This is a genomic window from Pseudomonas sp. NFX71 (genome assembly GCF_048079215.1).
GTDB classification, from domain to species: Bacteria; Pseudomonadota; Gammaproteobacteria; order Pseudomonadales; family Pseudomonadaceae; genus Aquipseudomonas; species Aquipseudomonas fluorescens_B.
The window spans coordinates 287539-313793 of sequence record NZ_CP182230.1; the positions used below are offsets into that span (position 1 = coordinate 287539).

Below are 26255 nucleotides of genomic sequence, written 5' to 3' on the forward strand. Positions count from 1 at the left end.
TTAGAATAGCCGCCACCTTACGCAAGATGCGACCCGCCCATGACCGATCTGACGCTTTATCACAACCCGCGCTGCTCGAAATCCCGCGGTGCGCTCGAACTGCTCGAAGCCCGTGGCCTGACCCCGACCGTGGTCCGCTACCTCGAGACCCCGCTGGACGCCGCGCAATTGCAGGGCCTGCTGAAAAAGCTCGGCCTCAACGCCCGGCAACTGCTGCGCACGGGTGAGGACGAGTACAAAACCCTCAACCTCGCCGACGCCAGCCTGAGCGAGGCGCAATTGATCGCCGCCATCGCTGCACACCCAAAACTCATGGAGCGGCCGATTCTCGAAGTCGGCGACAAAGCCATCATCGGCCGTCCGCCGGAGAACGTGCTGGAGTTGCTGCCGTGAGCGCGCCGTACATTCTGGTTCTGTATTACAGCCGCAGCGGCTCGACCAATGAAATGGCCCGGCAGATCGCCCGTGGTGTCGAGCAGGCCGGGATGGAAGCGCGCCTGCGCACCGTGCCGGCAATCTCCACCGAATGCGAAGCGGTGTCACCGGACATTCCGGACGAAGGCGCACTGTACGCCAGCCTCGACGACCTGAAAAACTGCGCCGGCCTGGCCCTTGGCAGTCCGACGCGTTTCGGCAACATGGCTGCACCGCTCAAGTATTTCCTCGACGGCACCAGCAACCTGTGGCTGACCGGTGCCCTGGTGGGCAAACCGGCCGGTGTGTTCACCTCCACCGCGAGCCTGCATGGCGGCCAGGAAACCACGCTGTTGTCGATGATGCTGCCGTTGCTGCACCACGGCATGCTGATCACCGGCCTGCCTTACAGCGAATCCGCGCTGCTGGAAACCCGTGGCGGCGGCACGCCGTACGGCGCCAGTCATCACGCCGGCGCCGATGGCAAACTCGGTTTGAATGAACATGAAGTGGCGCTGTGCCGGGCCTTGGGTCTGCGGCTGGCGAAGACTGCGCAAAAGTTGGTGGGCTGACATGGCCAAAAAGCCGAAGGTGCTGCCTTCCATTGAATGGCTCGAACCACGGGTTCGGGCGATGCGCGTCATCAGTCTGCTGTGCTACTTCGGCTTGGTGGGATTGCTCTGCGTCTACTACCTGATGGTCGCTGACCTGCATGGCGCGCGACCGTGGGTGATTTTGCTGATCGAACTGGTGCCGCTGCTGTTGCTGGCGCCGGGGATGATCATCGGCAGCGCGCGTGGGCATTCGTGGATGTGCTTTGTGGTGAACCTGTATTTCATCAAGGGCGCACTGGCCGCGTATGACCCGAACCGACAGCTGTTCGGCTTGCTGGAGATGGGCGCGAGCCTGGCGGTGTTTTGTTCGGCGCTGCTGTATGTGCGGTGGCGGTTTCAGTTGAACCGCAAGTTGGCGGGTGAAGGCGAGATCTCCGCCGCCTGACAGATAGCAATCGTCAGCAGGCGGGCTCCCACATTGGATCTGTGGCGTACACAAGTCCCCTGTGGGCGCCAGCCTGCTGGCGATGGCAACAACTCTGTCTCAATGATTGACGGTGTACGCCAGCATCATTGAAATCTGGCTCATCGGCCGCCCACCGCTTTCCTCATGCCACTGATTGAACACCCCCTGCACCGTCGCCAGGTCCCGCAGGCTGGTCGGTACCTTGTCGACGATCTTCTGCGCGTTCAACGCCGCCACCACATCGTAGCTCGGCACAAACGTGTCCTTGCCGACCATCCGCAAGAACCGCGGTGCCGACAACCCACCCAGTTGATGCCCGCGTTTTTTCAGGTACGTCCACAACCCGACGATATCCGTCACCGGCCAATCAGCGATCAACGCGCCAAAGCTGCCCTGCTCATGCGCCACGTCCAGCACGAACTGCGCATTGCGCGGCACGCTCTTGAGTTTGCCGAGGTGGCGGATGATTCGCGCGTCCTGCATCAGGCGTTCAAGGTGTTCGGCGCTCATCAGCACGACTTTTTCCGGGTCGAACTTGAAGAACACGTCTTCGAAGGCCGGCCACTTGGCGTCCACCAGGCTGTGCTTGAGCCCGGCGCGGAACACGCGCAGCGCCATGGTCGAGAGGTAGCGGTCGTCGCTGATCTTGCGCAATTGCGCCGCGGTCTTGGGAACGGGCAGATGGGCTTCCAGTTCAGCTGCTGAACCGAAGCGGTTCAGACAGTATTCGTGCAGCCACTTGTAATCGCGCATGCCCTCTCCTGAGGAATTGACTCAAAACCTGTGGCAGCCAGCCTGCTGGCTGGCTGGCTGGCTTCCACAGTGATGGTGTTTAGAGGTTAACAACGTTGACGAAGCGCGAAGCCGCCGTTTCATCGATCTTGAGGCTGGTGAAGTCGAACAGGTTGCGGTCCGCCAGTTGCGACGGGATCACATTCTGCAGGCTGCGGAATATGCTTTCGGTACGGCCCGGCGTCTTGCGCTCCCAGTCCTGCAGCATTTCCTTGACCACCTGACGCTGCAGGTTTTCCTGAGAACCGCAGAGGTTGCACGGGATGATCGGGAACTGCTTGAAGTCCGAGTAGGCCTGAATGTCTTTTTCGTTGCAGTAGGCCAGCGGGCGGATCACCACGTTGCGGCCGTCGTCGGCACGCAGCTTCGGCGGCATGGCCTTGAGCGAGCCGTTGAAGAACATGTTGAGGAAGAACGTCTCGACGATGTCGTCGCGATGATGACCGAGGGCCATTTTGGTCGCGCCGATTTCATCGGCAAAGGTGTAGAGCGTGCCACGACGCAGGCGTGAGCACAGCGAACAGGTGGTCTTGCCTTCCGGGATCAGCTCCTTGACCACCGAGTAAGTGTCTTTCTCGACGATGTGGTATTCGATGCCCAGGGTCTTGAGATAAGCCGGCAGCACGTCTTCAGGGAAACCCGGCTGCTTCTGGTCCATGTTCACGGCGACGATCTCGAACCTGATCGGCGCGACCTTCTGCAAATGCATCAGCACATCGAGCATGGTGTAGCTGTCCTTGCCACCGGACAGGCAGACCATGACCTTGTCGCCGTCTTCAATCATGTTGAAATCGGCAACGGCCTCACCGGCCTGACGGCGAAGGCGCTTTTGCAGTTTGTTCTGGTTGACCGTGAGAGTGCCCATGACGCGAAATCCGTGAGGTGTGACGAAAGGCCGGCATTTTACGCAAAAACCCGCTTTCGGCGAATAGCCTGAACCCAGCATACCCCTCTGTGGTGAGGGAGCTTGCTCCCGCCGGGTCGCGCAGCGGCTCCAAACCATCCACCCTCGTTGTGTCAGGTATACCGCGTCGGCAGTATTTACGACTGCTGCGCAGCCGAGCGGGAGCAAGCTCCCTCGCCACAGGAGGGTGTACAAGTCCCAGCGGCAATTAACAGCTGTGTTTACAGCGCGATTTGCTCTAACGCCTCTGCACTATTGCAAGTAACTCCTTTCTATACTGCGACATAAGGTCGCACACATATCCAGACCTTTACTTACTTGGCCACTTTGGCCTGTAGGCGCTCCGCTGGGGGGCGACGGTAAAAACAAGAGGAGTGACTGGCATGATCCATCACGTAGTGGGGCTCTTCACCCACCCCGACCAGGAATGGAAAGAAATCCGTGGCGACCAAGAGGAAAGCATCAGCCACATGTACCTGACCCACACGCTGATTCTGGCGGCGATCCCCGCCGTGTCGGCGTTTATCGGCACCACACAGGTCGGCTGGGTCATCGGCAATCGAGCGCCGGTGATGTTGACGACAGAAAGCGCGCTATGGATGACGATCATGTCGTACCTGGCGATGCTCGGCGGCGTTGCCGTGATGGGTGCGTTCATCCACTGGATGGCGCGCACCTATGACGCCAATCCGAGCCTGGCCCGTTGCGTTGCGTTTGCGACCTATACCGCGACCCCGCTGTTCATTGGCGGCCTCGCGGCGCTTTACCCACACATGTGGCTGGGGATGATCGTCGGAACGGCAGCCATCTGCTACACCGTGTACCTGCTGTATGTGGGGCTACCCACTTTCATGAACATTCCATCAGACGAGGGATTCCTGTTTTCAAGTTCGGTGCTCGCCGTAGGGCTGGTGGTGCTGGTGGCCATTATGGCGTTCACGGTGATTGTCTGGGGACTCGGCGTGGGGCCGGTCTATACGAATTAGCAACACACCACCCAAAAACAAGATCTGCCAACTCAGGCCGCCGCAAGGCGGCCTTCTAATGCGTGGGGGGAACGACCACTCGGCACCTGAGCGATTCGCAAGCCACGAAGGTTGCGGCATACTCGACGTCTCTGGAGATCCATCAAGCATGCCCGAGCAACTCAATACCCGCGTCGAAGACTGTTTCCAACAAGCCGAATCCTTTTTCAAACGAACCTTCAAACGCCCCGTGGTGAGCCTCAAGCTGCGCGGGCAGAAAGCCGGCGTCGCGCATCTGCACGAGAACCTGCTGCGCTTCAATCCGCAGTTGTACCGGGAAAACACCGAAGACTTCCTCAAACAGACCGTGGCCCATGAGGTTGCACACCTGATTGCTCATCAGCTGTTTGGCGATCGTATTCAGCCCCACGGTGAGGAATGGCAACTGATCATGCGCGGCGTGTATGAATTGCCGCCCAATCGTTGCCACACCTATGACGTCAAGCGTCGCAGCGTGACCCGCTATATCTACAGGTGCCCGTGCGCCGGCAGTGATTTTCCGTTTTCGGCGCAGCGGCACAGCCTGGTGCGACAGGGGCGGCGGTATTTGTGCCGCCGATGCCGGAACACGTTGGTGTTCAGTGGAGAGATGCGGGTCGAGTAGCTGGATTTGTGGTGTTTGGGCCGACCTCATCGCCAGCAGGCTGGCTCCCACAGGGAATCATTGATACGCCATAGATCCATTGTGGGAGCCAGCCTGCTGGCGATGGCGGCCTTACAGTCACTAAAGAATCACCTTGGCACGCCGCAACTCGGCAATCCGCTCAGCACCCAACCCCAACTCCCCCAACACCTGATCCGTATGCTGCCCCAGCGCCGCACCCATATGCCGAGGCTCGGGCAACCCGTCCGAAAATTTCAACGGACACGCCATCTGCGCCTGGCTTGTCCCGTCCCCCCGCGGCACCTCGGTCACCACGTCCCGAGCGCTCAACTGCGGATGCCGGACCGCTTCACCCAAGCTCAACACCGGCTCGACGCACGCGTCCATTTCGGAAAACAGCGCACACAACTCGGCAAAATCGTGTTTCTCGAATTCGGTCTTCAGCGCGTCCTTGAGCTTCTTTTGCTGGGCAGGTTGAGGCGACAAGCCCAGGGCCGCCAACTCCTCAAGCCCCAACGCCGTGCACAGCTGTTTCATGAAGGCCGGCTCCAGACTGCCCACCGATAACCAGCGGCCATCCCGCGACCGGTAATAATCGTAAAAGCTGCCGCCATTGAGCATCTGATCTTCCCTGCCCGGCTCCTCGCCGCAGGCCAGATAACCTGCACCGGCCATGGCGTTCAGGCTGAACGCGCAGTCGGTCATGCTCACATCCAGATGTTGCCCCAACCCGCTCTGCTGCCGGGCGATCACCGCTGCCAGCAGGCCTATCACGCCGTGCAACGAGCCACCGGCGACATCCGCCACTTGCATGCCCAAGGGTAACGGACCGTTCTCGACGCGGCCGGTGTAGCTCGCCAGCCCCGACAGCGCCAGGTAATTGATGTCGTGGCCGGCGCGGTCCTTGTAGGGGCCGGTTTGCCCGTAACCGGTGATCGACACGTAGATCAGCTTCGGATTGATCGCCTTCAGCGCTTCATAGCCCAGACCCAGGCGTTCCATGACGCCGGGGCGGAACTGTTCCAGGACAATGTCGTAGTCCTGCAACAACTGCTTGATGATCTCCAGCGCCTCGGGCTGCTTGAGGTCCAGCGCGAGGCTGCGTTTGTTGCGATTGAGGTAGGCGTGACTGGCCGACACGCCCTGGTCATGGGGTGGCAGCACACGCAGCAGGTCCATGCGGGTCGGCGATTCGATGCGCAACACCTCGGCGCCCATGTCGGCCAGTAACAGCGAGGCAAACGGCCCCGGCAGCAGTGTCGAGAAATCCAGAACCTTGAGTGATGCCAGTGGGCCGAGCATGAGCGATCTCCGTGAACGATGCTTCCAGCCTAGGCAGGCAACGCGATTGCAGCAATCACCTGATGTGTCAGCAACTGTGACCGTTACGCTCAAATCGCAGGCATGAAAAAACCCGCCGAAGCGGGTTTCTTCATGACAACGCGTGTTACTTGACGTTGCTTGGGGTTGGGCCTTCGGCCACGCCCAGGTCGTCTTCTTCACGAGTGTCGGAGATACCGCGACCACCGGAAGCCAGCTCTACTTGCAGCTTGTCTTCGTCCAGCTCGTTCACCCACTTGGCCACGACCAGGGTCGCAACAGCGTTACCAACCAGGTTGGTCAGTGCACGGGCTTCGGACATGAAGCGGTCGATACCAAGGATCAGCGCCAGGCCGGCAACCGGCAGGTGGCCAACGGCGGACAGGGTGGCGGCCAGCACGATGAAGCCGCTGCCGGTTACGCCCGCAGCACCTTTGGAGGACAGCAACAGCACCAGCAACAGGGTGATCTGGTGGGTGATGTCCATATGGGTGTCGGTCGCCTGAGCGATGAACACAGCGGCCATGGTCAGGTAGATCGAAGTACCGTCGAGGTTGAACGAATAACCCGTAGGAATCACCAGACCCACAACGGATTTCTGTGCACCCAGGCGTTCCATCTTGATCAGCATGCGTGGCAAAGCCGATTCTGAAGACGAAGTACCCAGCACGATCAGCAGTTCTTCACGGATGTAGCGAATCAATTTGATCACGCTGAAGCCGTGTGCGCGGCAGATGCCGCCCAGTACGACGAGCACGAACAGGACGCAGGTGATGTAGAAGCAGATCATCAGTTGACCAAGCTGTACCAGCGAGCCCACACCGTAAGCACCAATGGTGAAGGCCATGGCACCGAAGGCACCGACCGGCGCGAGTTTCATGATCATGTTGATGATGTTGAACATCACGTGAGCGAAGCGATCGATAAAGTCCAGGACCGGCTTGCCGTATGCACCCAGGCGATGCAGGGCGAAACCGAAGATCACCGAGAACATCAGAACTTGCAGGATATCGCCGTTGGCGAAAGCGCCGACGATGGTGTTCGGGATCACATTGAGGATAAAGGCGACGATGCTCTGGTCTTTACCGGCCGAGATGAAGCCAGCGATTTTGCTGGTGTCCAGAGTCGTTACGTCGATGTGCATGCCGGCGCCCGGTTGCACGACGTTGACCACGACCAGACCGATCAGCAAGGCGATAGTGGAAACGATTTCGAAGTACAACAGCGCATAACCGCCGGTCTTGCCGACCGATTTCATGTTCTGCATGCCGGCGATACCGCTGACGACCGTACAGAAGATGATTGGCGCGATGACCATTTTGATCAGTTTGATGAACCCGTCACCCAGCGGCTTGAGGGCCACACCGGTCTGCGGGTAGAAGTGACCAAGCAGGATGCCGATGGCGATGGCAACGATCACCTGGAAATACAGGGATTTGTACAGTGGCTGACGAGTCGTCATTGCAAAGTTCCTCAAGAGTGTCCCGCGACAACATCCATCTGTTGTCAACGAGCCCTCATTTGCGAACCCTCCTGCACTGGAGGGATTTGTTTTGTCGAGCTGCGCAACGGCAGGCTTCTGCTCGTTGTATCGCAAGTGGCGTGCCACCTTGGCCAAAACAACCGCAAGCCTTTGACATCAGGGGTTACAGGTTCAACGCGTTATAGATTCGCTAAACAACAGTGGCGGATTTCCGCCCATCCGCCCAACCTCGTCCTGCAATTTGGCGGATATCCGCCTTGTCCATTGCCGGACCTGACGACTACCATCCGTCGTTCAATAGACGGACCTGCCTTCTATGCGCGAACGCACCATTGCCAGTCACTTCGCCCGTGCCGCCCTCGGTGGCGCGCGTCGGCTGGGTCATGATTGTTCAAACCTGTTGCAACAACTCGGTATCAGCCCCGAGTTGCTGGAAGAACCGCGTGCGCGCATTGCGCCTGAGCAGTTCACCCGTTTGATCCAGGGATTGTGGCTGGCACTCGACGACGAGTACCTCGGCTTCGGGCCGGTCCCGAGTAAAACCGGCAGTTTCGCGATGATGTGCCATGCGCTGATTCACTGCCGCAATCTCGATAGGGCACTGCATCGCGGCTTACTGTTTTACAGCCTATTCCCCGGTGGTCCACGTCTGGCCCTGACCCGCGAAGACGAAATGATCCGCCTGAGCCTCGACGATTCGCAGTTTTGCGACCCGGACCATTTCCTCACCGAGAGCCAGTTGATGGTCTGGCATCGCCTCGGCAGCTGGCTGATCGGCCAGCGCATCCGGCTGGAGCAGGCGACGTTCAGTTACCCGCGACCCGCGCACGGCGCCGAATACGACTTGCTGTTCCCCTGCCCGATGGAATTTTCGGCGGCGCAGAGCAGCCTGGTATTCCACAGTCGCTACCTGCATATGCCGTTGTTGCAGGACGAGCGCACCCTCAAGCACTTCCTCGAACGCTCGCCCGCCGACCTGTTGTCGCGCCCCGACGACGGAGACAGCCTGAGCAGTCAGTTGCGCCGCTTGCTCAGCCGCGACAGCGCTCGCTGGCCGGACCTGGAAACGGTGGCCGCCCATCTGCACATCAGCCCGCAGACGCTGCGTCGGCATTTGCGTGAAGAGGGCTCGAGTTTTCAGGAGTTGAAGGATCAGTTGCGCCGGGACATCGCGATTTATCACTTGGGTCGTGCGGACCTGTCGTTGCAGCAGATCGCCGAGCAGTTGGGGTTTTCCGAGCCTTCGGCGTTTCACCGGGCGTTCAAGAAGTGGACCGGGCTGACACCGGGGGCTTATCGCGCTCAGGAGAGCTGATTTTTTGTAGTGAATTTACGGGCCTCACGCGGGCTTGCCCGCGAAGAGGCCCGAAAGAACACTAATGAATTCAGGTCAAACCACCGGAAAATGAATCCGGAACGCTGCACCGCCCATGGGTGAATCACCCAGGGTCAACTTGGCGTTGTAGCTCTCGATGATGTCCTTGACCACCGCCAACCCGATCCCCTGCCCCGGATGCTGACGGTCCAGCCGCTCGCCGCGCTGCAGAATCCGCGCACGCTGATCCGGCGGCACACCCGGCCCGTCGTCCTCGACGCACAACTCGATTCCGCTCAAGGTTTCGCGCACGCTGATGCGCACTTCGCCGAGGCACAGGCGATAGGCGTTCTCCAGCAAGTTGCCCAGCATTTCCAGCAAGGCACCCTGCTCGATCGGCACATAACAGTGTTCCGGAAGATCGAAAGCCACCCGCACGCGCTTGTCGCGGTAGACCTTGTCCAGCGTATCGCAGAGGCTTTGCAGCACCGGCCGCAGCCGCACCTGATGACGCACCAGACCGCTTTTGCGCAGGCTGGCGCGCTGCAACTGATAGCTGATCTGTTGGCTCATACGCTCGATCTGGGTTTGCAGCACCCAGGCCTGATCACGATCCTCCGGGCGCTGCGCCATGTCCTCGCTAACCCCCTGCAACACGGTCAACGGGGTTTTCAGGCTGTGGGCCAGGTCGTCGAGGGAATCGCGATAACGGCTGCGTTGTTCACGCTCGCTGTGCAGCAAGCGGTTGAGGGAGCCGGTCAGGCGCAGCAGTTCCCGCGGGTGCTGTTCGCTGAGGCTTTCGCGGGTGCCGCTTTCGATTTCGTCGAGTTCCTGGCTGAGCCGACGCAGCGCCTGCAAACCCCAGGTCAGGCCGATCCACAGCAAGGCGAGCAGCACCAGCAGCGCGGCGCCGAAGCCGAGGTAAAGATTTTCCCGCAGCCCCTCGAGGGTGACTTCGTACTCGCGCACCGGTTGCAGCGCAACGATGCTGAACGCCGCGCTTTTGCCGCCGAGCAGTTTGACTTCGACGTCATAGACGAAGAATTCCTGACCGTCGGCTTCTCTGATCCTCGCGAACTCGTTACCGCGCCCGTCATAACGCGGTTTGTAATTGATGTTCTCTTCCCGAGTACCCTTCGAGCGCCACACCAGGTGGCCTTCGCGGTCATAGATGTAGCCGAGCAAACGGTTGTCGGTGAGGTTGAAGCGCTCATCGGGCAACTGCGCCGGCATCTGCAGGTGATTGCCCTCGACCCGGGCGGCGGAAATCAGCGTGGTGACGTCCGACGCCAGGCGTTGCTCGATGGAATCCTGCAACGCGAGACTGAACGCGCCCTGCATCGCCGGCAACAACGCCAGCATGAACAACACCGCCAACAGGGTGGCGGCAAGCATCAAACGGACACGAAGAGAACGAATCAAGTGCAGCGCTCATTGAACAGGTAGCCGAGGCCTCGCACGGTGTCGATCGGCTTGAATCCGGCCGGCCCCTCGAGTTTGCGGCGCAGACGGCCGACCAGCACTTCGATCACGTTCGGATCGCGCTCGTCGTCGTCCGGGTAGAGCTGTTCCATCAAGCGGTCCTTGGCCACCACTTGCTGGTGGTGACGCATCAGGTACTCGAGAATCCGGTACTCATACGCGGTCAGCGCCAGCGGCTGTTCGTCGAGGGACGCCTGTTTGCGGTTGAGGTCAAGCAGCAACGGCCCGGCGACGATGGTCGACTGGGTGAAGCCGCTGGAGCGGCGCAACAACGCATTCAGGCGCGCATCCAGCTCTTCGAACTGGAACGGCTTGACCACGTAATCGTCGGCACCGGCGGCCAGGCCTTCGACTTTGTCCTGCCAGTTGCCGCGCGCGGTGAGGATCAGGATCGGGAAGGCCTTGCCCCGTGAACGCAATTGGCGGATCAAATCGAGCCCACCCATGCCCGGCAAACCGAGGTCGATCACCGCCAGGTCATGGTTGAACTGCTCGGTCTGGTACAGCGCCTCTTCGGCGTTGGCCACGGACTCGACCACGTGGCCACTGTCCGTCAGGCGGGTTTGCAGGTGATGGCGCAACAGCGCTTCATCTTCGACGACCAGCAGTTTCATGACGCTCTCCTACGCAAATCGATATCTCCAACAGCTGGTTTCGTCAGGCAGTTAAGCCGCGGAATATGTGGGAGCGGGCAAGCCCGCCCCCACATGGATTGCGCTTATCTGACTGGCAATGCCTCTCAGAAAGCGTAGTTGGCGGACAGGTATGTCTGGGCGCTGCTGGTCAGGTCCAGCGAGCCCTGTTTGCTGCCACCGCGCTCGCTCATCTCGGTGCTGGCATTGCTGCGCAGGTAACGGTAACCCAGTTCGACCGAGGTGTTTTGCGAAACCTGTTGCAACACACCCAATTGGCCGCCGACGGCGTAACCGATGTCGCTGTCGCGGCTGAAGCCTGGGGAATCCTGGGTCAGTTTGGTCAGACCGGCCGTGGCGCCGCCAAACAGTTGGGTGCTGCCGCCTACCGGATAGAACAGATCGTAGCTGCCCAGCAGGTTTTCCTGACGCAGTTTAATGCCATTGTGCGAGCCCGACACGTTGTCGTAAGTGGCGTAGTAGCGGCCCTGGCTGTTTTGCTGGCCCAGACGCAATCCCCAGGTATTGTCCTTGCCGATCACGCCGTCGGCGTTCGGGTTGTTGAGGTTGGTGTTCAGGGCGTTGGACTTTTTGACCTTGTCGCTGGTCTGTCCAAAAGTAAGGCTGGCAAAGTTATCGTCCGCCGCGTGGGCGGCTACGCTTGCACCCAAGACGGTGAAAGCCAGAAGCAGTTTCTTGAAGGTAGTCATCGGGAAGTTTCCTCATGCGCTTGTGCTTTTCGGGTATGGCGCAAGGTTACTCACCTGGCCCTGAACTCCCCCTGAACGCACTCTGAACCTGAGCTGAACCGAATCGCACCGGCTGTTTTAACCACTTTCTGCAGGAGATCCGACCATGCGCGTATTCCTCGCTTTGCTGTTACTGGCCTTGAGCGGGCTCAGTCAGGCCGCCATCAAGACTCAGGAGATTCCTTATCAGAGCCCCGACGGCACGAAGCTGATCGGTTATTACGCCTACGACGACGCGATCAAAGGCCCACGCCCGGGCGTGGTGGTGGTGCACGAGTGGTGGGGGCTCAACGACTACACCAAGCGTCGCGCCCGTGATCTGGCCGGTTTGGGTTACAGCGCGCTGGCCATCGACATGTACGGCGACGGCAAGAACACCGAACATCCCAAGGACGCCATGGCGTTCATGCAGGCCGCGTTGAAAGACAGCGCTGCGTCCAGCGCCCGCTTTCAGGCCGGGCTCGATCTGTTGAAGAAACAGGCGCAAACCAATCCGGACAAAGTGGCTGCCATTGGTTATTGCTTTGGCGGCGCGGTGGTACTGAATGCGGCACGTCAAGGCTTGCCACTGGCGGGCGTCGTGAGTTTCCACGGCGCGCTGGCGACAAAAGCGCCGGCGACCCCGGGCAGCGTGAAGGCAAAAATCCTGGTCGAGCACGGGGCGCTGGACAGCATGGTCACGGCGGATAACGTGGCGGCGTTCAAGGCCGAGATGGACAAGGCCGGGGCCGATTACCAATTCGTCAGCCTTGAGGGGGCCAAGCACGGGTTCAGCAACCCGGACGCGGATCGCCTGGGCCATGGCGATCATGGTGGTCCGGATATTGGTTACAACAAGGCCGCGGATGAAAAGTCGTGGGCGGACATGCAGGCGTTCTTCAAGAAGATTTTTAGCTGAACAAAAACCTCTGTGGCGAGGGAGCTTGCTTGCTGGGCTGCGTAGCAGCCCCAAACCTGCAATCGCATAACGTCAGACAGACTGTATTTGCTGGTTTACGACTGCTTCGCAGCCGAGCGGGAGCAAGCTCCCTCGCCACAAAAACACCCAACTACTACCCAGTACCCAGCCAACCCGGCAAAATGCCCGACATGAATGCCCTCCCCGCCCTGCCCGCTTGCTGCACCCCGCTCAATACGCATTGGCCGCTGCCGTTTGCGCTGCCCGATACGGTGTTGCTCAGCACGCAATTCGACACTTCGCAACTGGCCATCGATGATTTCCAGCGCAGTGCCATCGAGCCACCCGCGACTATCCAGCGCTCAGTCGCCAAGCGTCAGGCAGAATTCCTGGCCGGGCGGATTTGCGCGCGAGCCGCACTGCAACAGCTGGAAGGGCTGAATGTCGTGCCGGCCATTGGTGACGATCGGGCGCCGGTCTGGCCTGCGCACATCAGCGGCTCGATCACCCACACCACCGGCCGGGCGGCGGCGATTGTCGCGCGGAAAACCCATTGGCGCGGCTTGGGCATGGACCTGGAAAACCTGCTCACCCCTGAACGGGCGGAACGCCTGGCCGGGGAGATTCTGACGCCAGCGGAAATACGGCGCATGGCCGCCGGGCCTCGGGATCAACTGGCGATGCTGGTGACACTGACGTTTTCAGTGAAGGAAAGTCTGTTCAAGGCGCTCTACCCGATCGTGCAGCAGCGGTTTTATTTTGAGCATGCCGAAGTGCTGGAGTGGAGCGAGGGCGGTGAGGTGCGGTTGCGGTTGCTGACCGACCTGTCCAGTGAGTGGCGCGACGGTACTGAACTGAATGCGCAGTTTGGCATGATGGATGGGCAGTTGTTGAGTCTGGTCAGTATCAAGGCCTGAGGTTTTTCGGTGTTCGGGATTTCAACGCTTTTCCTGATTGCGCGGCCAACTCAGGCTAAAGCAAGCCCCGCCCAGACTCTTGCTCTTGCTGATCAACGCCCGGCCGTCATGCCAATGGATGATCCGCCGTACGATCGACAAGCCCAACCCATGCCCGCCCGACGCGCGGGTTCTGCTGTCATCCAGTCGCAGGAACGGCGTAAAGATTTTCTCCCACGCCGATTCGGGAACGCCTGGCCCATCGTCTTCTATATCCACCCGGCACCGCTGCTGCCCCACTTGATAACTCACGGTCACCCGCGATTGAGCATGGCGCATGGCGTTGCTCACCAGGTTCTGAATCGCCCGGTGCAAATAGCGAGGCTCGGCTTCGACCCAGGCGTCGTCACAATCGGCCGCCGACAGGCACAACCCGCGCTGCACCGTGACGTCGGCGCGCAGTGGCGCCAACTCTTCGATCACCTGATTGACCAGCGCATCCAGATCGATACGTTGGAAATTCAGCGCCGGCGAACCCTGTTCCAGCCGCGCGTAGGTGAGCATCTCGTCCACCAGCCGGTCGAGATCCTCGATGTCGTGGTCCATGCCTTCGCAATATTTCTCCAAAGCCTGGGGGGTAGTGGCCGAGCCGATCATCTCCAGGCCAAACCGCAGGCGCGCCACCGGCGTGCGCAACTCGTGTGACACCGCGCGCACCAGTTCCCGCTGAACCGCCAGCAACTGTTGCAGGTGCTCGGCCATGTCATTGAACGCCGACGCCAGGCGCCCGACCGAATCCGCACCACGGGCCGGCACGCGGGTTTCCAGGCTGCCTTTGGCGATGCGCGTGGCGGCCGCTTCGAGGCCACGCAAACGGCGCTCCAGTTGACGCACCAGTAAATAGACGATCAAACCGATCAGGCTCAAGCCGAGGGCCGCAATCAGCACCAGCCATTCCGGCGGGTAAGGATTCATCTGGTACAGCGGACCGATTTCCAGCACCCACGGGGTGCCGACCATGCCGGCAAACACCCGGATCGAATCACCCTCCTTGCCCAGCGCCATCACCGTATCGCCTTCGGCCACGCGGCGGCTCTGGTCTTCATCCATGTCGGCCTCCCCCACCGTGACCAGCCGCAGATCGAAACCGAAGCCTTTCTCTTCCTTTATCTGCGCCAGGCGCCTGGGCTGCTCGGCCACCGGCACCCGCACCAGCTCATCGGCGAGCAAGTAAATCGTCGCCCGGGCCAGTTGCTCGCTGATCTGCTGCACCTCGCCGGTGAGCACCAACTGTTCCTTGTCGCTGACCAGTCGATATACCTTCGCCGCATGGGGGCCGGTCTGTTCCACCAGCGCCTGGCCGCGCAGCACGCGGGTGCGCTGGGTCAGATCGAGGTCCGTCTGGGCGAAGGTTTTCAGCGCCAGGGGAATACCCAGCAGCCGCTCCCACACCAGCAAGGCACGATGACGCTGGGTTTCGTTCATGGGTTGCAGGTTGTCGGCCATCAACGAGAACGTGCCGTGGGCCAGGCGCTCTCGGTATTGCTCGCTGCGCACCTGGTTGAGCAGGTGCAAGGCCAGCACGCCGAGCACCGCCACCAGAATCAGCGCCGCGCACATGCCGCCATAGATGCGCAGGAAGATCGAATTCACAGCGAGGGATCTACGCAGGCTTCAGGCACGAACAGATAACCTTTGCTGCGAATGGTCTTGATCAGCCGGGGATGGTCCGGGTCGTCACCGATCTTCGGCCGGATGCGCGAAATGCGCACATCGATGGAGCGATCCTGGCCGTCGTAGCCGATGCCGCGCAGGGCGGTAAAAATTTCTTCGCGAGACAGGATGCGTCCGGCGTTGGCCACCAGCAGCCACAGCAGATCGAACTCGGCACTGGTCAATTCGATACCGTTGTCATGCAGCCAGGCTTCACGCAGCGCGTTGTCGACCACCAGCGGGCCGAATTGCAGACGCCGTTGTTTTTCCGTGACCGGCTCAGGTGTTTCACTGCGGCGCAGCAACGCCTGGATACGGGCCAGCAGCAAGCGCGGGCGCACCGGTTTGCACACGTAGTCGTCGGCACCCAGGTCGAGACCGAGGATCTGATCGGTGTCATCGGTGCGGGCGGTGAGCATCAGGATCGGGCCGTCGAACTTGTCGCGGACCTTGCGGCAAATGCTCAGGCCGTCTTCGCCCGGCAGCATCAGGTCGAGGATCACCAGGTCCGGTTTCTCCTTGATGATGCGGGCCGCGGCCAAGGCGCCATTGCCCTCGATCGACACGCGCAGGCCGTTGGCTTCCAGGTAATCGCGGGTCAGTTCGGCCAGACGCTGGTCGTCTTCGACAATCAATACCTGCCAGGCTTCTTGCTCCACGGTGACCTCTGCTTGCCAACAACACTTATAAGGAAGGATCCGCCCGTCTTTTTGTAATGATTGGGGAGGATAAGAATGCGTATGTACCGGCCGATTGTATAAACGTCACTCGTCCAGAACACAAGCCGGCAAATGCGTTCGGACACGCCGGTTTTTTGTGATAGGGTTCGCGCCCTTAAAAATCTGATCAGGCGTTTTCGATCATTGAAAACCGGTGAAGAAAGGTCCGATCCCGCAGCGTCGCGGCCTGCACGCCGGTTCCCTGTTTCACACACAATTTACGCACAGGTTTATCCACAGGTAGTACGTTGCAACACCCTCCAAAACGCATTATCTTGTACCCCGGCGCAAAAAAAACCCTACATGTAGGGTTTTACGCCAAAAACCAAACACAAACCGGACACCGATTTCAAGCGCTTTTATTGCCTCTGTCCGGTTGAACCAAACGTATTTTCGAAAGACCAAACCGCGCGTGCGGATGGCTACTGTTTTTGAGCCGAAAACGGCGTTAACGGTACGGGTGTTGCAGTCAATTACTGTCACCCAAAAGGATTCCGGTGTCAGGCTCAAGGCCTGGGACCAAAGACTTCGGCATGGAAGCGGCGCCCCAATAGCCCCCTTCCTGATCTGTCCCGAAGTTGGTATGCCCGGCCCCGCCGGTTGTAGTGCTTCAGGACGGAACGGTGGGCACCGTGATGGTGCCCAAACAAACATAGAGAATGTGGAGACAACCCCCCATGCAAACCGACACAACTCGCGAGAACCCGCAGGGCACCTTGCCGCAGGCCGCTGATTCGACTTCGGATCTGTCCGCCACCGCGCCTGGCCAGCTGCGCGTGATCAAGCGTAACGGCACTGTCGTTCCTTACACCGATGACAAGATCACCGTCGCGATCACCAAAGCGTTTCTCGCAGTTGAGGGCGGCACCGCTGCCGCTTCGTCGCGAATCCATGACACCGTTGCCCGCCTGACCGAACAGGTCACCGCAACCTTCAAGCGTCGCATGCCGTCGGGTGGCACCATCCACATCGAAGAAATCCAGGACCAGGTCGAACTGGCCCTGATGCGTGCCGGCGAGCAGAAAGTGGCCCGCGACTATGTGATCTACCGTGACGGTCGTTCGAAACAACGCGCTGCCCACGCCCCGGCAGAAGAAACGGTCAACGCTCATCCTTCGATCCGCATCACCCGCGCCGATGGCACCTTTGCACCTTTGGACATGGGTCGCCTGAACACCATCGTCACCGAAGCATGTGAAGGCCTGGAAGAAGTCGACGGCGACCTGATCCAGCGCGAAACCCTGAAGAACCTGTACGACGGCGTGGCCCTGACTGACGTCAACACCGCCCTGGTCATGACCGCCCGCACCCTGGTCGAGCGTGAGCCGAACTACTCGTTCGTGACCGCCCGCCTGCTGATGGACACCCTGCGTGCCGAAGGCCTGGGCTTCCTGGGCGTCGCCGACAGCGCGACCCACCATGAAATGGTCGACCTGTACGCCAAGGCGCTGCCTGCGTACATCGCCAAGGGTATCGAATTCGAATTGCTGAACCCGGTCCTGGCTACTTTCGACCTGGAAAAACTCGGCAAGGCGATCAACCACGAGCGCGACCAGCAGTTCACTTACCTGGGCCTGCAAACCCTGTACGACCGTTACTTCATCCACAAGGACGGTATCCGCTTCGAACTGCCGCAAATCTTCTTCATGCGCGTGGCCATGGGCCTGGCGATCGAAGAGAAGCAGAAAGAAGACCGTGCGATCGAGTTCTACAACCTGTTGTCGTCCTTCGACTACATGTCCTCGACCCCGACCCTGTTCAACGCCGGCACCCTGCGTCCACAGCTGTCGAGCTGCTACCTGACCACCGTGCCGGATGACCTGTCGGGCATCTACCACGCGATCCACGACAACGCCATGTTGTCGAAATTCGCCGGCGGCCTGGGCAACGACTGGACGCCGGTTCGTGCGCTGGGCTCTTACATCAAGGGCACCAACGGCAAATCCCAGGGCGTCGTGCCGTTCCTGAAAGTGGTGAACGACACCGCCGTTGCCGTCAACCAGGGTGGCAAGCGCAAAGGCGCTGTGTGTGCCTACCTGGAAACCTGGCACATGGACATCGAGGAGTTCATCGAACTCCGCAAGAACACCGGTGATGATCGTCGTCGTACCCACGACATGAACACCGCCAACTGGATCCCTGACCTGTTCATGAAGCGCGTCTTCGATGACGGCAAGTGGACCCTGTTCTCGCCGTCCGAAGTTCCGGACCTGCACGACCTGACCGGCAAGGCTTTCGAAGAGCGTTACGAGTACTACGAAGCCCTGACCGAGTACCCGGGCAAGGTCAAGCTGTTCAAGACCATCCAGGCCAAAGACCTGTGGCGCAAAATGCTCTCCATGCTGTTTGAAACCGGCCACCCATGGCTGACCTTCAAAGACCCGTGCAACCTGCGCAGCCCGCAGCAGCATGTCGGCGTGGTCCACAGCTCGAACCTGTGCACCGAGATCACCTTGAACACCAACAAGGACGAGATCGCCGTTTGCAACCTGGGCTCGATCAACCTGCCGAACCACATCGTCAACGGCAAGCTGGACACCGCCAAGCTGGAACGCACCGTGAACACCGCTGTTCGCATGCTCGATAACGTGATCGACATCAACTACTACTCGGTGCCACAAGCGAAGAATTCCAACTTCAAGCACCGTCCGGTCGGTCTGGGCATCATGGGCTTCCAGGACGCGCTGTACCTGCAGCACATTCCTTACGGTTCCGATGCGGCCGTCGAGTTCGCCGACAAGTCGATGGAAGCGGTCAGCTACTACGCGATCCAGGCGTCCTGCGACCTGGCCGATGAGCGCGGCGCCTACGAGACGTTCCAGGGTTCGCTGTGGTCCAAAGGCATCCTGCCGCTGGATTCGCAACAGATCCTGATCGAGCAGCGTGGCCAGAAGTACATCGACGTTGACCTGAACGAATCCCTGGACTGGGCACCGGTTCGCGCCCGTGTTCAGAAAGGCATTCGTAACTCCAACATCATGGCCATCGCACCGACCGCGACCATCGCCAACATCACCGGCGTATCGCAGTCGATCGAACCGACCTACCAGAACCTCTACGTGAAATCGAACCTGTCGGGCGAATTCACCGTGATCAACCCGTACCTGGTTCGCGACCTGAAGGCTCGCGGTCTGTGGGACGCGGTCATGATCAACGACCTGAAGTACTACGACGGTTCGGTGCAGCAGATCGAGCGCATCCCGCAAGAACTCAAAGAGCTCTACGCGACCGCGTTCGAAGTGGACACCAAGTGGATCGTCGACGCGGCAAGCCGTCGTCAAAAGTGGATCGACCAGGCTCAGTCGTTGAACCTGTACATCGCCGGCGCTTCGGGCAAGAAGCTGGACGTGACCTACCGCATGGCCTGGTACCGTGGTCTGAAAACCACTTACTACCTCCGTGCCCTGGCCGCGACCAGCACCGAGAAGTCGACCATCAACACCGGCAAGCTGAACGCTGTTTCCAGCGGCGGCAACCACGGTGAAGATTCGGTCCTGGCTGCTCCTGCCGGCCCGGCTCCAGTGCCGAAGGCGTGCGCCATCGACGAGCCGGATTGCGAAGCTTGCCAATAAGCCGAGCCGGTAGGCGCTGAAAGGCGCTTACTCGACAACCCCCGATCAGTCCTCTGGATTGGTCGGGGGTTTTCTTTTGCCCATGGAAATGTGGTGGTCGGTCTAACGCCATCGCGGGCAAGCCCGCGAAGAGGCCCGACCTGACAACACAAAATCCTGCACCCGAGACAAACCCCAGCCCAAAAAAAACCCCTCTTGCGAGGGGTTCTTTTTGCAGCAATCAGGCAACCCGCATCAGGTCATCTGAATGATGGTCTGCATGATGGTGCTTTGAGTCGAGATGGTCTTGGCGTTCGCCTGGTAGTTGCTCTGCGCCTTGATCAGGTCGACCAGTTCGCTGGTCAGGTTGACGTTGGACTCTTCCAGAGAGTTGGAGTGGATCTCGCCCAAGGTGCCGGTGTTCGGCGCATCGTAGCCCGGGATACCCGACGCGAAGGTTTCTTTCCAGCTGGTGCCGCCCACTGGCTGCAGACCTTGCTCGTTGGTGAAGCTGGCGAGCGAGATCTGGCCGATCGCCTTGGTCTGGCTGTTGCTGAAGTTGGCCAGCATGATACCGCTGCTGTCGATGGTCAGGTTGGTGATCTGGCCGGTGGCGTAACCGTTCTGCGCAGGAATCGAACGCGCGGTGTCGGCGTTGTACTGTGTGGTTTTGGCCATGGAGACAGTTATACCGGCCGGGTCGGCGGCGGCGCCGTTGGCTGCCCACACGCCGTTGGTCACGGTACCGGGAACCCAGCCAGTGATCTTCAGGTCAGGACTAACGATAGGCAATGGGACGGCAGGGGTAGTCACCGATACCAGGTTGCCCGAGGTGTCGAACACCATGGTCGAAGCGACCGGCGAGTTCAACGGAACGGCGGTAGGACTAGGGTCTGTACCATTGGGGTTGCGGCCATCGATCAGGGTGTAGGCTTTCCAGGTGTTCGCACCTGTCTTCACCATGAATTGATCCATGATGTGCTCGTTACCCTGAGTATCGTAAACCCGGGTGCTGAATTGCTTGGTGAAGGTCTCTTGCTTGCTCGGGTCGAACGGATTGGCAACCTCGTCGATGTTCGGCTCAGTGGATTTCAGGTTGATCGTCGACGAAACGGTGGTGGTAACTTTCGGTGCCAGGTTTGATGTATCAATGCGCAGGTCAGTCAAAACGCCATTGAGGATCTTGCCATTGGCATCCACGCCATAACCCTGCAAACGCGCAGAACCATCGCTGTTGGTGACGTAACCGTCCTTGTCGACCTTGAACGTACCGGCACGGGTATAGGACAGCGAGCCGTTGTCGCTCAGTACGAAGAAGCCGGAACCGTTGATGCCCATGTCCAGCACGTTGCCGGTGTTGTTGACGTCGCCCTGGGTGAACTGTTGGGAAACGTTGGCCAGGCGCACACCGTTACCGATGACTTTGCTGCCGGAACCCAGCTTGGTGGCCGAGTAAACGTCTTCGAATTCCGCACGGGACGATTTGAAACCGGTGGTCGCGACGTTGGCGATGTTGTTGCCGGTCACGTCCAGTTGTTTGTTGGCTGCATAGAGACCGCTAAGGCCGATATTGAAAGACATATTCCACTCCTTTGTGCCGTGTTAGTCGGCTCTACATACCAATGGTTTGTACTTTGGACAGGGCAACGCTGCCCAGGCCGGCCAGATTGAGCATCAACTCACCGCCGGTCTGGCTGATGGTCACGCTGGTGACAGTGGCCGGCAGGTAAGTGACCAGCGAAGTCGCCTTGCTGTCATAAGTCGCAGTGGCGGAGAAGGTGTACGTACCCGCCTTGGCCACTTCGCCGGCATCGTTCTTGCCGTCCCAGATGAAGCTGGCGCTGCCCGTTTTCTGGCTGCCCAGGTCGATGGTGCGGATCAACTTGCCATCGGCATCGGTGATCTTGACCTTGACCGGATCGGCGGCTGCAGGCACGGCGACTGTGCCGGTGAAGCTCTTGGTGGTGTCGACCACCGCCTTGTCGCCCGGCGCGATGACCGAACGGCCCACCAGCGACGATGCTTGCAACGCCTGGGACGAACTCAAACTGCCCGCCAGGTTGTTCGCCAGACCACCCACGGTGTCGTTGAGCGTGGTAATGCCTTCCAGGCTGCTGAACTGCGCCAACTGGGCAACGAACTCGCCGTTGTCCTGCGGCTCCAGCGGGTTCTGGTTCTTCAGCTGTGTCACCAGCAGTTGCAGGAACGCGTCCTTGCCCAAGGCCTTTTTGCCGGTCGCGCTGTTCGTCGCGGACGCCAGGCCATCGGCACTGGTGTTGGTCTTGATCGAAGAGTTGGCCAGGATGTCATTAAGGCTAAGGCCGCTGGTGGTATCGGTAACACTCATCTGAGTCGCCCCTTATCACTGACCGAGGGTCAGGACCTTCTGCATCATGGTTTTGGCGGTGTTCATCATTTCGGCATTGGTCTGGAACGAACGGCTCGCGGAAATCATGTCGGCCATTTCTTCCACCACGTTCACATTCGGGTAATAGACGTAGCCCTTGGCGTCAGCCGCCGGATGGTTCGGTTCGTAGCGGGCTTCCAGGTTGCTCTGGTCTTCGACCACGCCCAGCACTTGCACGCCCTGGCCTGCGGCGTCCTGGTTCTGGAACAGCGAATCGCTGCCGCCGCTCTGTCCGCCCTGGAACATGGTGGCGAACACCGGGTGGCGGGCGCGATAGGTCTGGTCGATGCTCGACGAGACGGTTTCGGCGTTGGCGATGTTCGAGGCCACGGTGTTCAAGCGCGTGGTTTGCGCACTCATGCCGCTACCGGCAATGTTGAAAACACTGGATAGAGACATGACTTACTCTCCGCGCAGGGCTGAGATCAGCCCTTTGAATTTGCTGTTGAGCAGGGTGAAGCTGGCCTGGAAGTTGACCGCGTTTTCCGCGTAGTTCGACTGTTCCAGTTGGGCGTCCACGGTGTTCTGGTCGATCGACGGTTGCATCGGCGTGCGATACAGCAGCGACTCGTCGCCATTGCCCAGGCCTTCGGCTTCGATATGACGGTTGTTGGTCATGTTCAAGGCGAAAGTGCCGTTCTTGGTTTTCTCGCTCTGCTCGGCGAGCACTTTCGAGAAGTCCAGATCCCGAGCCTTGTAGTTCGGGGTGTCGGCGTTGGCGATGTTGTTGGCCAGGACTTCGGCACGCTGGGCGCGGAAGCCCAGGGCTTGTTCATGGATACCGAGCGCTTTATCGAAGCTGATGCTCATGTCGGGAAACCTTCGGGTGACCTGATTTTTCGTACGATGGACATAGCAAGCGGCGTGCCAATTTAAAAAAGCCCGTAAACCGGGGCTTTGCGGGCAGGGGCAAGGCGGCAATGCCAGAAAAGCGGCAACGGGTTTCCGCCGCCTGCCGCTTTTCTGCCGCTTTGCCATGGGCAACGACTTTCTCCTGTGGGTGCGGGCTTGCTCGCGAAAGCGGTGTGTCAGCCAACGCAGATGTCGACTGACACGACGCCTTCGCGAGCAAGCCCCACATTGGGTTTGTGGTGTCTTGGGGAAGTCAGCAGGCATAAAAAAACGGGAGCCCTCTAAGGACTCCCGTTTTTTGATACTGCCAACCCATCACTTCGCCTGGTAAATGATCCCCGGACTGCACTGGACCATCTGGTAATGATCCGGCAAACCGTTCAGCGCTTCGGATGCGCCGAGGAATAGATAACCGCCCGGCTTCAGCGTGCTGTGGATGCGCAACAGGATGTCCTTCTTCACCTCGGCGGAGAAGTAGATCAACACGTTGCGGCAAAACACGATGTCGAACTTGCCGAGGCTCGCATAGCTGTCCAGCAGGTTGAACGAGCGAAACTCCACCCGGCTCTTGATCGGTGCCTTGATGGCCCAGCGCCCCGGCCCCTTCGGGTCGAAGTAACGCTGCAGGCGCTCGGGCGACAGACCGCGACCGATGGCCAGGCTGTCGTACTCGCCGGTCTTGCAGTTGGTCAGCATGGTGCTGGACAAATCAGTGGCAACGATCTGCACGCCCATCTTCAACTGGCCCATGTTGACCCGCTCGAACTCGTCGATGGACATCGACAGCGAATACGGTTCCTGCCCCGACGAGCACGCCGCGGACCAGATCCGCAGACGCTGGCCGGGAGCTGCCTTGATTGCTTCGGGCAGTACCTTGTTCTTCAAGACTTCAAACGGATAGGTGTCACGAAACCACAGGGTTTCGTTGGTCGTCATGGCATCGACCACCAGCTCGCGCAAACCGCTGCGCGGCTGAGTCTGGATGCGCTGGACCAGCTCACCCAGGGACTTGATGCCTTGCTGTTCCATCAGTTTGTTGAGACGGCTCGAGACCAGGTACTGCTTGTTTTCACCGAGCAAAATGCCACAGGCTTTTTCCAGGAAGACCCGGAACTGTTCGAAATCCAAATTACCCGTAGACAATGATGCCGCCTCTTAAATCGTGTTAACCACCAGGGGCAGAAGGCCCCTAGCTGATATCTGCTGCTTTGATCCGGTCGACTACCCGGGATGCCAGGTCATCAGGTCGGAATTTGGCCAGGAAGTCATCGGCACCGACTTTCTTGACCATCGCCTGATTGAACACACCCGACAACGAAGTATGCAGGATGATATGAAGCTTTTGCATGCGAGGGTCGTTGCGGATTTCCGCCGTCAGGGTGTACCCGTCCATTTCCGGCATCTCGATGTCGGAAATCATCATCAGGAACTCTTCTTCCGGCTTCTTGCCCTCGTCGACCAGTTTGCGCAGGTAATCCAGCGCTTGCCGTCCGTCGTTCAACGCCACCACTTCGACACCAACCGTCTGCAGGCAACGCGTGACCTGCTTGCGCGCCACCGACGAATCATCGACCGTCAGCACCCGCAGCGACAGCGCCTTGTGCTGGGTCTCGACATCGACCACACCGACAGAAATCGCTTCCGGTGTCGGCGCCACTTCCGCCAGGACCTTCTCGACGTCGATGATTTCGACTAACTGATTGTCGACCCGAGTCACAGCCGTCAGGTAATGATCGCGCCCGGTACCCTTGGGAGGCGGATGAATCTCCTCCCAGTTCATGTTGACGATGCGTTCCACCGAGCGCACCAGGAAACCCTGGGTCTTGGTGTTGTACTCCGTGATGATCACGAAGGGATTGCTTTGATCTTTCAGCGCTCCGGAACCGGTCGCCATTGCCAGATCAAGGATCGGAATGGTCGCCCCCCGGATATTTGCCACACCGCACACGACAGGACTGGACTTGGGCATCAGGGTCAGCTTGGGGCATTGCAGCACCTCGCGAACCTTGAACACGTTGATCCCGTACAGCTGCTGGCCGTCGAGACGGAACAACAACAGCTCCAGGCGATTCTGCCCTACCAGTTGCGTGCGCTGGTTTACCGAATCCATTACACCAGCCATGCCCAGACTCCTACACCAACGCTAAGTGTGTTGCGACGCACATTCATCACTAAACGGCACGGCGCTTGCTTTTTAACTCTTATGAACACAGAACCGACATTTTTCCGACGCCTGACATCACCCTTACGCAGACTGCTCTGTGCAATGTCGGCCGTTTGCCTGTTCAACGCTGGCAGCCCTGCCCTTGCTGACGCGGTTACCTTGCCTGACATGCTTATCGGCGTCACCCAGGGCTTTCTTGAATTCACCGTAGAGGACTATCTGGCAACCAGTCAAACGGAAGGTCGCTACGAAATCCAGGTCAACCAGCTCGATCCGCGACTGCGCATGCCCATGTGCGACAAGGAATTGACAGCCAGTCTCGAGAGCCCGGCCAAGCCGCTGGGCCGGGTCACGGTCAAGGTTCGCTGTGAAGGAACCTCCCCCTGGACGGTGTTCGTACCCGCTCAAGTCCGCCTGTTTCGCGATGTCGTGACCACCACCCGCCCGCTGCGCCGCGCTGACATTGTCGAGCCCGCTGACGTGCTCCTGCGTGAACGCGATATCAGCCTGATCAACCAGGGCTACCTGACGACCCTCGACCAGGCGATCGGCCAGCGACTTACCCGACCAATGGTCGCCGACCAGGTGATTACCCTCGTACACCTCGAACAGGCGGAAGTCATTCGCAAGGGCGATCAAGTGGTGATTACCGCCCGCAGTGGCACGCTCAGCGTGCGAATGCCCGGCGAAGCCCTGTCCAATGGCGGTATGAGCGAGCAGATTCGCGTGAAAAACCTCAACTCCAAGCGGGTCATCAAGGCGCAGGTCACCGCGCCGGGCCAGGTGGAAGTGTCTATGTAGGCACCCTGTTCCTGAAGAAGTGGCGTTGCCCGGGACTGTTCCCTAAACTGTGCCGCATGCAGGAGAAGTGCTGGCGCATGCAGGCTCATTGATAAATGGGTCTAAAGTTTTCGCAGGGAGAGCCGAAAACATGGCAAGCGTCCAAATACTCAGAGGTTTTTTACCATGGTCATCGATTTCAGCCGTTTGAACAGCTCCTCGTCACTTACGGGCAGTACACGTACCAGCGTTGCCAAGGAAACTGCCGAAGCCGGCAAATCCGCGCCGCTGAATACCCCGGCCGAACAGGCCAGTACCGTCAAAAGCGGGGAATCGGTACACCTCAGCAATGAGGCTCAACAGTTGCAACAGGTCACTGACAAGCTGCGCGATCAGCCTGCCGTCGACAAAGCCCGCGTGGCCGAGTTGAAAGCAGCGATTGCCGATGGCAGCTACAAAGTCGACAGCAACCGTGTAGCCAGCAAACTGCTCAACTTCGAAGCCCAGCGCTAGGCTACGGCCCGCGCCAGGCTTT

At 59.7% G+C, this 26255-nt stretch carries 26 protein-coding genes; 11 read left to right on the forward strand and 15 right to left on the reverse strand.

Annotated features, from left to right (window positions below):
• The first annotated feature begins 39 nt into the window (after window positions 1–39).
• Genes arsC through ACM1ZW_RS01370 form a run of 3 tightly spaced genes read left to right on the forward strand, consistent with a single transcriptional unit; the run spans window position 40 to window position 1413 of the window.
• Window positions 40–393 carry an arsenate reductase (glutaredoxin) gene (gene arsC / locus ACM1ZW_RS01360; RefSeq protein ID WP_414879082.1) on the forward strand — a complete coding sequence of 118 codons (354 nt, stop codon included), beginning with the start codon at window positions 40–42 and terminating at the stop codon, window positions 391–393.
• Window positions 390–986, forward strand: coding sequence for an NAD(P)H:quinone oxidoreductase (wrbA, locus tag ACM1ZW_RS01365; RefSeq protein WP_017340180.1), 597 nt, complete (start codon window positions 390–392; stop codon window positions 984–986). Before arsC ends, wrbA begins: the two co-directional genes overlap by 4 nt.
• A gap of 1 nt (window position 987) precedes the next feature.
• Window positions 988–1413: a DUF2069 domain-containing protein gene (locus tag ACM1ZW_RS01370; protein ID WP_416740043.1), complete on the forward strand. Its 426-nt coding sequence runs from the start codon at window positions 988–990 to the stop codon at window positions 1411–1413.
• 99 nt (window positions 1414–1512) lie between these two features.
• On the opposite strand, the gene ACM1ZW_RS01375 is transcribed toward ACM1ZW_RS01370, so the two are convergent.
• Together ACM1ZW_RS01375 and ttcA are read right to left on the reverse strand one after the other, a co-directional pair.
• Window positions 1513–2187 carry a DNA-3-methyladenine glycosylase I gene (locus ACM1ZW_RS01375; RefSeq protein ID WP_416740044.1) on the reverse strand — a complete coding sequence of 225 codons (675 nt, stop codon included), beginning with the start codon at window positions 2185–2187 and terminating at the stop codon, window positions 1513–1515.
• A 79-nt stretch (window positions 2188–2266) separates the two neighbouring features.
• Window positions 2267–3091: a tRNA 2-thiocytidine(32) synthetase TtcA gene (ttcA, locus tag ACM1ZW_RS01380; RefSeq protein WP_017340183.1), complete on the reverse strand. Its 825-nt coding sequence runs from the start codon at window positions 3089–3091 to the stop codon at window positions 2267–2269.
• Between the two features lie 422 nt (window positions 3092–3513).
• On the opposite strand from ttcA, the gene ACM1ZW_RS01385 reads away from it, so the two are divergent.
• Both ACM1ZW_RS01385 and ACM1ZW_RS01390 read left to right on the forward strand, forming a co-directional pair.
• The gene (locus ACM1ZW_RS01385; protein WP_017340184.1) at window positions 3514–4116 is read left to right on the forward strand and encodes a Yip1 family protein; all 603 of its coding nucleotides are present in this window, start codon (window positions 3514–3516) and stop codon (window positions 4114–4116) included.
• A gap of 148 nt (window positions 4117–4264) precedes the next feature.
• Entirely contained in the window at window positions 4265–4759 is a 495-nt protein-coding gene (locus tag ACM1ZW_RS01390) for a SprT family zinc-dependent metalloprotease (protein WP_017340185.1), read from the forward strand.
• A gap of 120 nt (window positions 4760–4879) precedes the next feature.
• On the opposite strand, the gene ACM1ZW_RS01395 is transcribed toward ACM1ZW_RS01390, so the two are convergent.
• Both ACM1ZW_RS01395 and ACM1ZW_RS01400 read right to left on the reverse strand, forming a co-directional pair.
• Window positions 4880–6061 (reverse strand): CaiB/BaiF CoA transferase family protein, encoded by a 1182-nt coding sequence (locus ACM1ZW_RS01395; protein ID WP_416740045.1) that lies wholly within the window; start codon window positions 6059–6061, stop codon window positions 4880–4882.
• A 145-nt stretch (window positions 6062–6206) separates the two neighbouring features.
• Window positions 6207–7541 carry a dicarboxylate/amino acid:cation symporter gene (locus ACM1ZW_RS01400; protein WP_017340187.1) on the reverse strand — a complete coding sequence of 445 codons (1335 nt, stop codon included), beginning with the start codon at window positions 7539–7541 and terminating at the stop codon, window positions 6207–6209.
• Between the two features lie 337 nt (window positions 7542–7878).
• On the opposite strand from ACM1ZW_RS01400, the gene ACM1ZW_RS01405 reads away from it, so the two are divergent.
• Window positions 7879–8877, forward strand: a complete 999-nt coding sequence (locus tag ACM1ZW_RS01405; protein WP_017340188.1) for an AraC family transcriptional regulator — start codon at window positions 7879–7881, stop codon at window positions 8875–8877.
• Window positions 8878–8952: 75 nt separating this feature from the next.
• Here the strand turns inward: ACM1ZW_RS01405 and ACM1ZW_RS01410 are convergent, their stop codons facing one another.
• The 3 genes from ACM1ZW_RS01410 to ACM1ZW_RS01420 all read right to left on the reverse strand — a co-directional run bounded on the left by ACM1ZW_RS01410 (window position 8953) and on the right by ACM1ZW_RS01420 (window position 11701).
• On the reverse strand, window positions 8953–10299 hold the full coding sequence (locus ACM1ZW_RS01410; protein WP_017340189.1) for an ATP-binding protein: 1347 nt from the start codon (window positions 10297–10299) through the stop codon (window positions 8953–8955).
• Window positions 10296–10973 (reverse strand): response regulator, encoded by a 678-nt coding sequence (locus ACM1ZW_RS01415; protein ID WP_017340190.1) that lies wholly within the window; start codon window positions 10971–10973, stop codon window positions 10296–10298. Before ACM1ZW_RS01415 ends, ACM1ZW_RS01410 begins: the two co-directional genes overlap by 4 nt.
• Before the next feature lie 125 nt (window positions 10974–11098).
• Window positions 11099–11701 carry a hypothetical protein gene (locus ACM1ZW_RS01420; RefSeq protein WP_414885168.1) on the reverse strand — a complete coding sequence of 201 codons (603 nt, stop codon included), beginning with the start codon at window positions 11699–11701 and terminating at the stop codon, window positions 11099–11101.
• A gap of 145 nt (window positions 11702–11846) precedes the next feature.
• On the opposite strand from ACM1ZW_RS01420, the gene ACM1ZW_RS01425 reads away from it, so the two are divergent.
• Complete coding sequence (locus ACM1ZW_RS01425; RefSeq protein WP_416740046.1) at window positions 11847–12638, forward strand: dienelactone hydrolase family protein; 792 nt, start codon at window positions 11847–11849, stop codon at window positions 12636–12638.
• Window positions 12639–12829: 191 nt separating this feature from the next.
• The gene (locus ACM1ZW_RS01430; RefSeq protein ID WP_416740047.1) at window positions 12830–13555 is read left to right on the forward strand and encodes a 4'-phosphopantetheinyl transferase family protein; all 726 of its coding nucleotides are present in this window, start codon (window positions 12830–12832) and stop codon (window positions 13553–13555) included.
• 21 nt (window positions 13556–13576) lie between these two features.
• Here ACM1ZW_RS01430 and ACM1ZW_RS01435 read toward each other — a convergent pair whose 3' ends face one another.
• Both ACM1ZW_RS01435 and ACM1ZW_RS01440 read right to left on the reverse strand, forming a co-directional pair.
• Window positions 13577–15187 carry an ATP-binding protein gene (locus ACM1ZW_RS01435; RefSeq protein ID WP_017340194.1) on the reverse strand — a complete coding sequence of 537 codons (1611 nt, stop codon included), beginning with the start codon at window positions 15185–15187 and terminating at the stop codon, window positions 13577–13579.
• Complete coding sequence (locus tag ACM1ZW_RS01440) at window positions 15184–15906, reverse strand: response regulator (protein WP_017340195.1); 723 nt, start codon at window positions 15904–15906, stop codon at window positions 15184–15186. The genes ACM1ZW_RS01435 and ACM1ZW_RS01440 overlap by 4 nt, the downstream gene beginning before the upstream one ends.
• A 737-nt stretch (window positions 15907–16643) precedes the next feature.
• On the opposite strand from ACM1ZW_RS01440, the gene ACM1ZW_RS01445 reads away from it, so the two are divergent.
• A complete protein-coding gene (locus ACM1ZW_RS01445) occupies window positions 16644–19538 on the forward strand; it encodes a ribonucleoside-diphosphate reductase subunit alpha (RefSeq protein WP_017340196.1) in 2895 nt (964 codons plus the stop codon).
• A 234-nt stretch (window positions 19539–19772) separates the two neighbouring features.
• Here ACM1ZW_RS01445 and flgE read toward each other — a convergent pair whose 3' ends face one another.
• The 6 genes from flgE to ACM1ZW_RS01475 form a co-directional block, all read right to left on the reverse strand.
• Complete coding sequence (flgE, locus tag ACM1ZW_RS01450; RefSeq protein ID WP_416740048.1) at window positions 19773–21098, reverse strand: flagellar hook protein FlgE; 1326 nt, start codon at window positions 21096–21098, stop codon at window positions 19773–19775.
• 31 nt (window positions 21099–21129) lie between these two features.
• Window positions 21130–21864: a flagellar hook assembly protein FlgD gene (flgD, locus tag ACM1ZW_RS01455; protein WP_017340198.1), complete on the reverse strand. Its 735-nt coding sequence runs from the start codon at window positions 21862–21864 to the stop codon at window positions 21130–21132.
• A 15-nt stretch (window positions 21865–21879) separates the two neighbouring features.
• A complete protein-coding gene (flgC, locus tag ACM1ZW_RS01460; protein ID WP_007937507.1) occupies window positions 21880–22323 on the reverse strand; it encodes a flagellar basal body rod protein FlgC in 444 nt (147 codons plus the stop codon).
• Between the two features lie 3 nt (window positions 22324–22326).
• Window positions 22327–22734, reverse strand: a complete 408-nt coding sequence (gene flgB, locus ACM1ZW_RS01465; protein ID WP_017340199.1) for a flagellar basal body rod protein FlgB — start codon at window positions 22732–22734, stop codon at window positions 22327–22329.
• Window positions 22735–23091: 357 nt separating this feature from the next.
• Window positions 23092–23919, reverse strand: coding sequence for a protein-glutamate O-methyltransferase CheR (gene cheR, locus ACM1ZW_RS01470; protein ID WP_017340200.1), 828 nt, complete (start codon window positions 23917–23919; stop codon window positions 23092–23094).
• 46 nt (window positions 23920–23965) lie between these two features.
• Window positions 23966–24898, reverse strand: a complete 933-nt coding sequence (locus tag ACM1ZW_RS01475) for a chemotaxis protein CheV (protein ID WP_010457160.1) — start codon at window positions 24896–24898, stop codon at window positions 23966–23968.
• A gap of 81 nt (window positions 24899–24979) precedes the next feature.
• On the opposite strand from ACM1ZW_RS01475, the gene flgA reads away from it, so the two are divergent.
• Both flgA and flgM read left to right on the forward strand, forming a co-directional pair.
• The gene (gene flgA, locus ACM1ZW_RS01480; protein ID WP_416740049.1) at window positions 24980–25741 is read left to right on the forward strand and encodes a flagellar basal body P-ring formation chaperone FlgA; all 762 of its coding nucleotides are present in this window, start codon (window positions 24980–24982) and stop codon (window positions 25739–25741) included.
• A 165-nt stretch (window positions 25742–25906) separates the two neighbouring features.
• Window positions 25907–26233, forward strand: coding sequence for a flagellar biosynthesis anti-sigma factor FlgM (flgM, locus tag ACM1ZW_RS01485; RefSeq protein WP_017340202.1), 327 nt, complete (start codon window positions 25907–25909; stop codon window positions 26231–26233).
• The last annotated feature ends 22 nt before the right edge of the window (window positions 26234–26255 follow it).

Bases quoted from the DNA above. Each gene is read 5' to 3' on its own strand.
- ACM1ZW_RS01400 (WP_017340187.1), bottom strand. From the start codon at position 7,541: ATGACGACTCGTCAGCCACTGTACAAATCCCTGTATTTCCAGGTGATC.
- ACM1ZW_RS01395 (WP_416740045.1), bottom strand. From the start codon at position 6,061: ATGCTCGGCCCACTGGCATCACTCAAGGTTCTGGATTTCTCGACACTG.
- flgC (WP_007937507.1), bottom strand. From the start codon at position 22,323: ATGTCTCTATCCAGTGTTTTCAACATTGCCGGTAGCGGCATGAGTGCG.
- flgM (WP_017340202.1), top strand. From the start codon at position 25,907: ATGGTCATCGATTTCAGCCGTTTGAACAGCTCCTCGTCACTTACGGGC.
- ACM1ZW_RS01475 (WP_010457160.1), bottom strand. From the start codon at position 24,898: ATGGCTGGTGTAATGGATTCGGTAAACCAGCGCACGCAACTGGTAGGG.
- ACM1ZW_RS01415 (WP_017340190.1), bottom strand. From the start codon at position 10,973: ATGAAACTGCTGGTCGTCGAAGATGAAGCGCTGTTGCGCCATCACCTG.
- flgE (WP_416740048.1), bottom strand. From the start codon at position 21,098: ATGTCTTTCAATATCGGCCTTAGCGGTCTCTATGCAGCCAACAAACAA.
- ACM1ZW_RS01425 (WP_416740046.1), top strand. From the start codon at position 11,847: ATGCGCGTATTCCTCGCTTTGCTGTTACTGGCCTTGAGCGGGCTCAGT.
- ACM1ZW_RS01385 (WP_017340184.1), top strand. From the start codon at position 3,514: ATGATCCATCACGTAGTGGGGCTCTTCACCCACCCCGACCAGGAATGG.
- flgD (WP_017340198.1), bottom strand. From the start codon at position 21,864: ATGAGTGTTACCGATACCACCAGCGGCCTTAGCCTTAATGACATCCTG.
- flgA (WP_416740049.1), top strand. From the start codon at position 24,980: ATGAACACAGAACCGACATTTTTCCGACGCCTGACATCACCCTTACGC.
- ACM1ZW_RS01405 (WP_017340188.1), top strand. From the start codon at position 7,879: ATGCGCGAACGCACCATTGCCAGTCACTTCGCCCGTGCCGCCCTCGGT.
- arsC (WP_414879082.1), top strand. From the start codon at position 40: ATGACCGATCTGACGCTTTATCACAACCCGCGCTGCTCGAAATCCCGC.
- ttcA (WP_017340183.1), bottom strand. From the start codon at position 3,091: ATGGGCACTCTCACGGTCAACCAGAACAAACTGCAAAAGCGCCTTCGC.
- ACM1ZW_RS01375 (WP_416740044.1), bottom strand. From the start codon at position 2,187: ATGCGCGATTACAAGTGGCTGCACGAATACTGTCTGAACCGCTTCGGT.
- ACM1ZW_RS01390 (WP_017340185.1), top strand. From the start codon at position 4,265: ATGCCCGAGCAACTCAATACCCGCGTCGAAGACTGTTTCCAACAAGCC.
- flgB (WP_017340199.1), bottom strand. From the start codon at position 22,734: ATGAGCATCAGCTTCGATAAAGCGCTCGGTATCCATGAACAAGCCCTG.
- ACM1ZW_RS01370 (WP_416740043.1), top strand. From the start codon at position 988: ATGGCCAAAAAGCCGAAGGTGCTGCCTTCCATTGAATGGCTCGAACCA.
- ACM1ZW_RS01445 (WP_017340196.1), top strand. From the start codon at position 16,644: ATGCAAACCGACACAACTCGCGAGAACCCGCAGGGCACCTTGCCGCAG.
- ACM1ZW_RS01430 (WP_416740047.1), top strand. From the start codon at position 12,830: ATGAATGCCCTCCCCGCCCTGCCCGCTTGCTGCACCCCGCTCAATACG.
- ACM1ZW_RS01420 (WP_414885168.1), bottom strand. From the start codon at position 11,701: ATGACTACCTTCAAGAAACTGCTTCTGGCTTTCACCGTCTTGGGTGCA.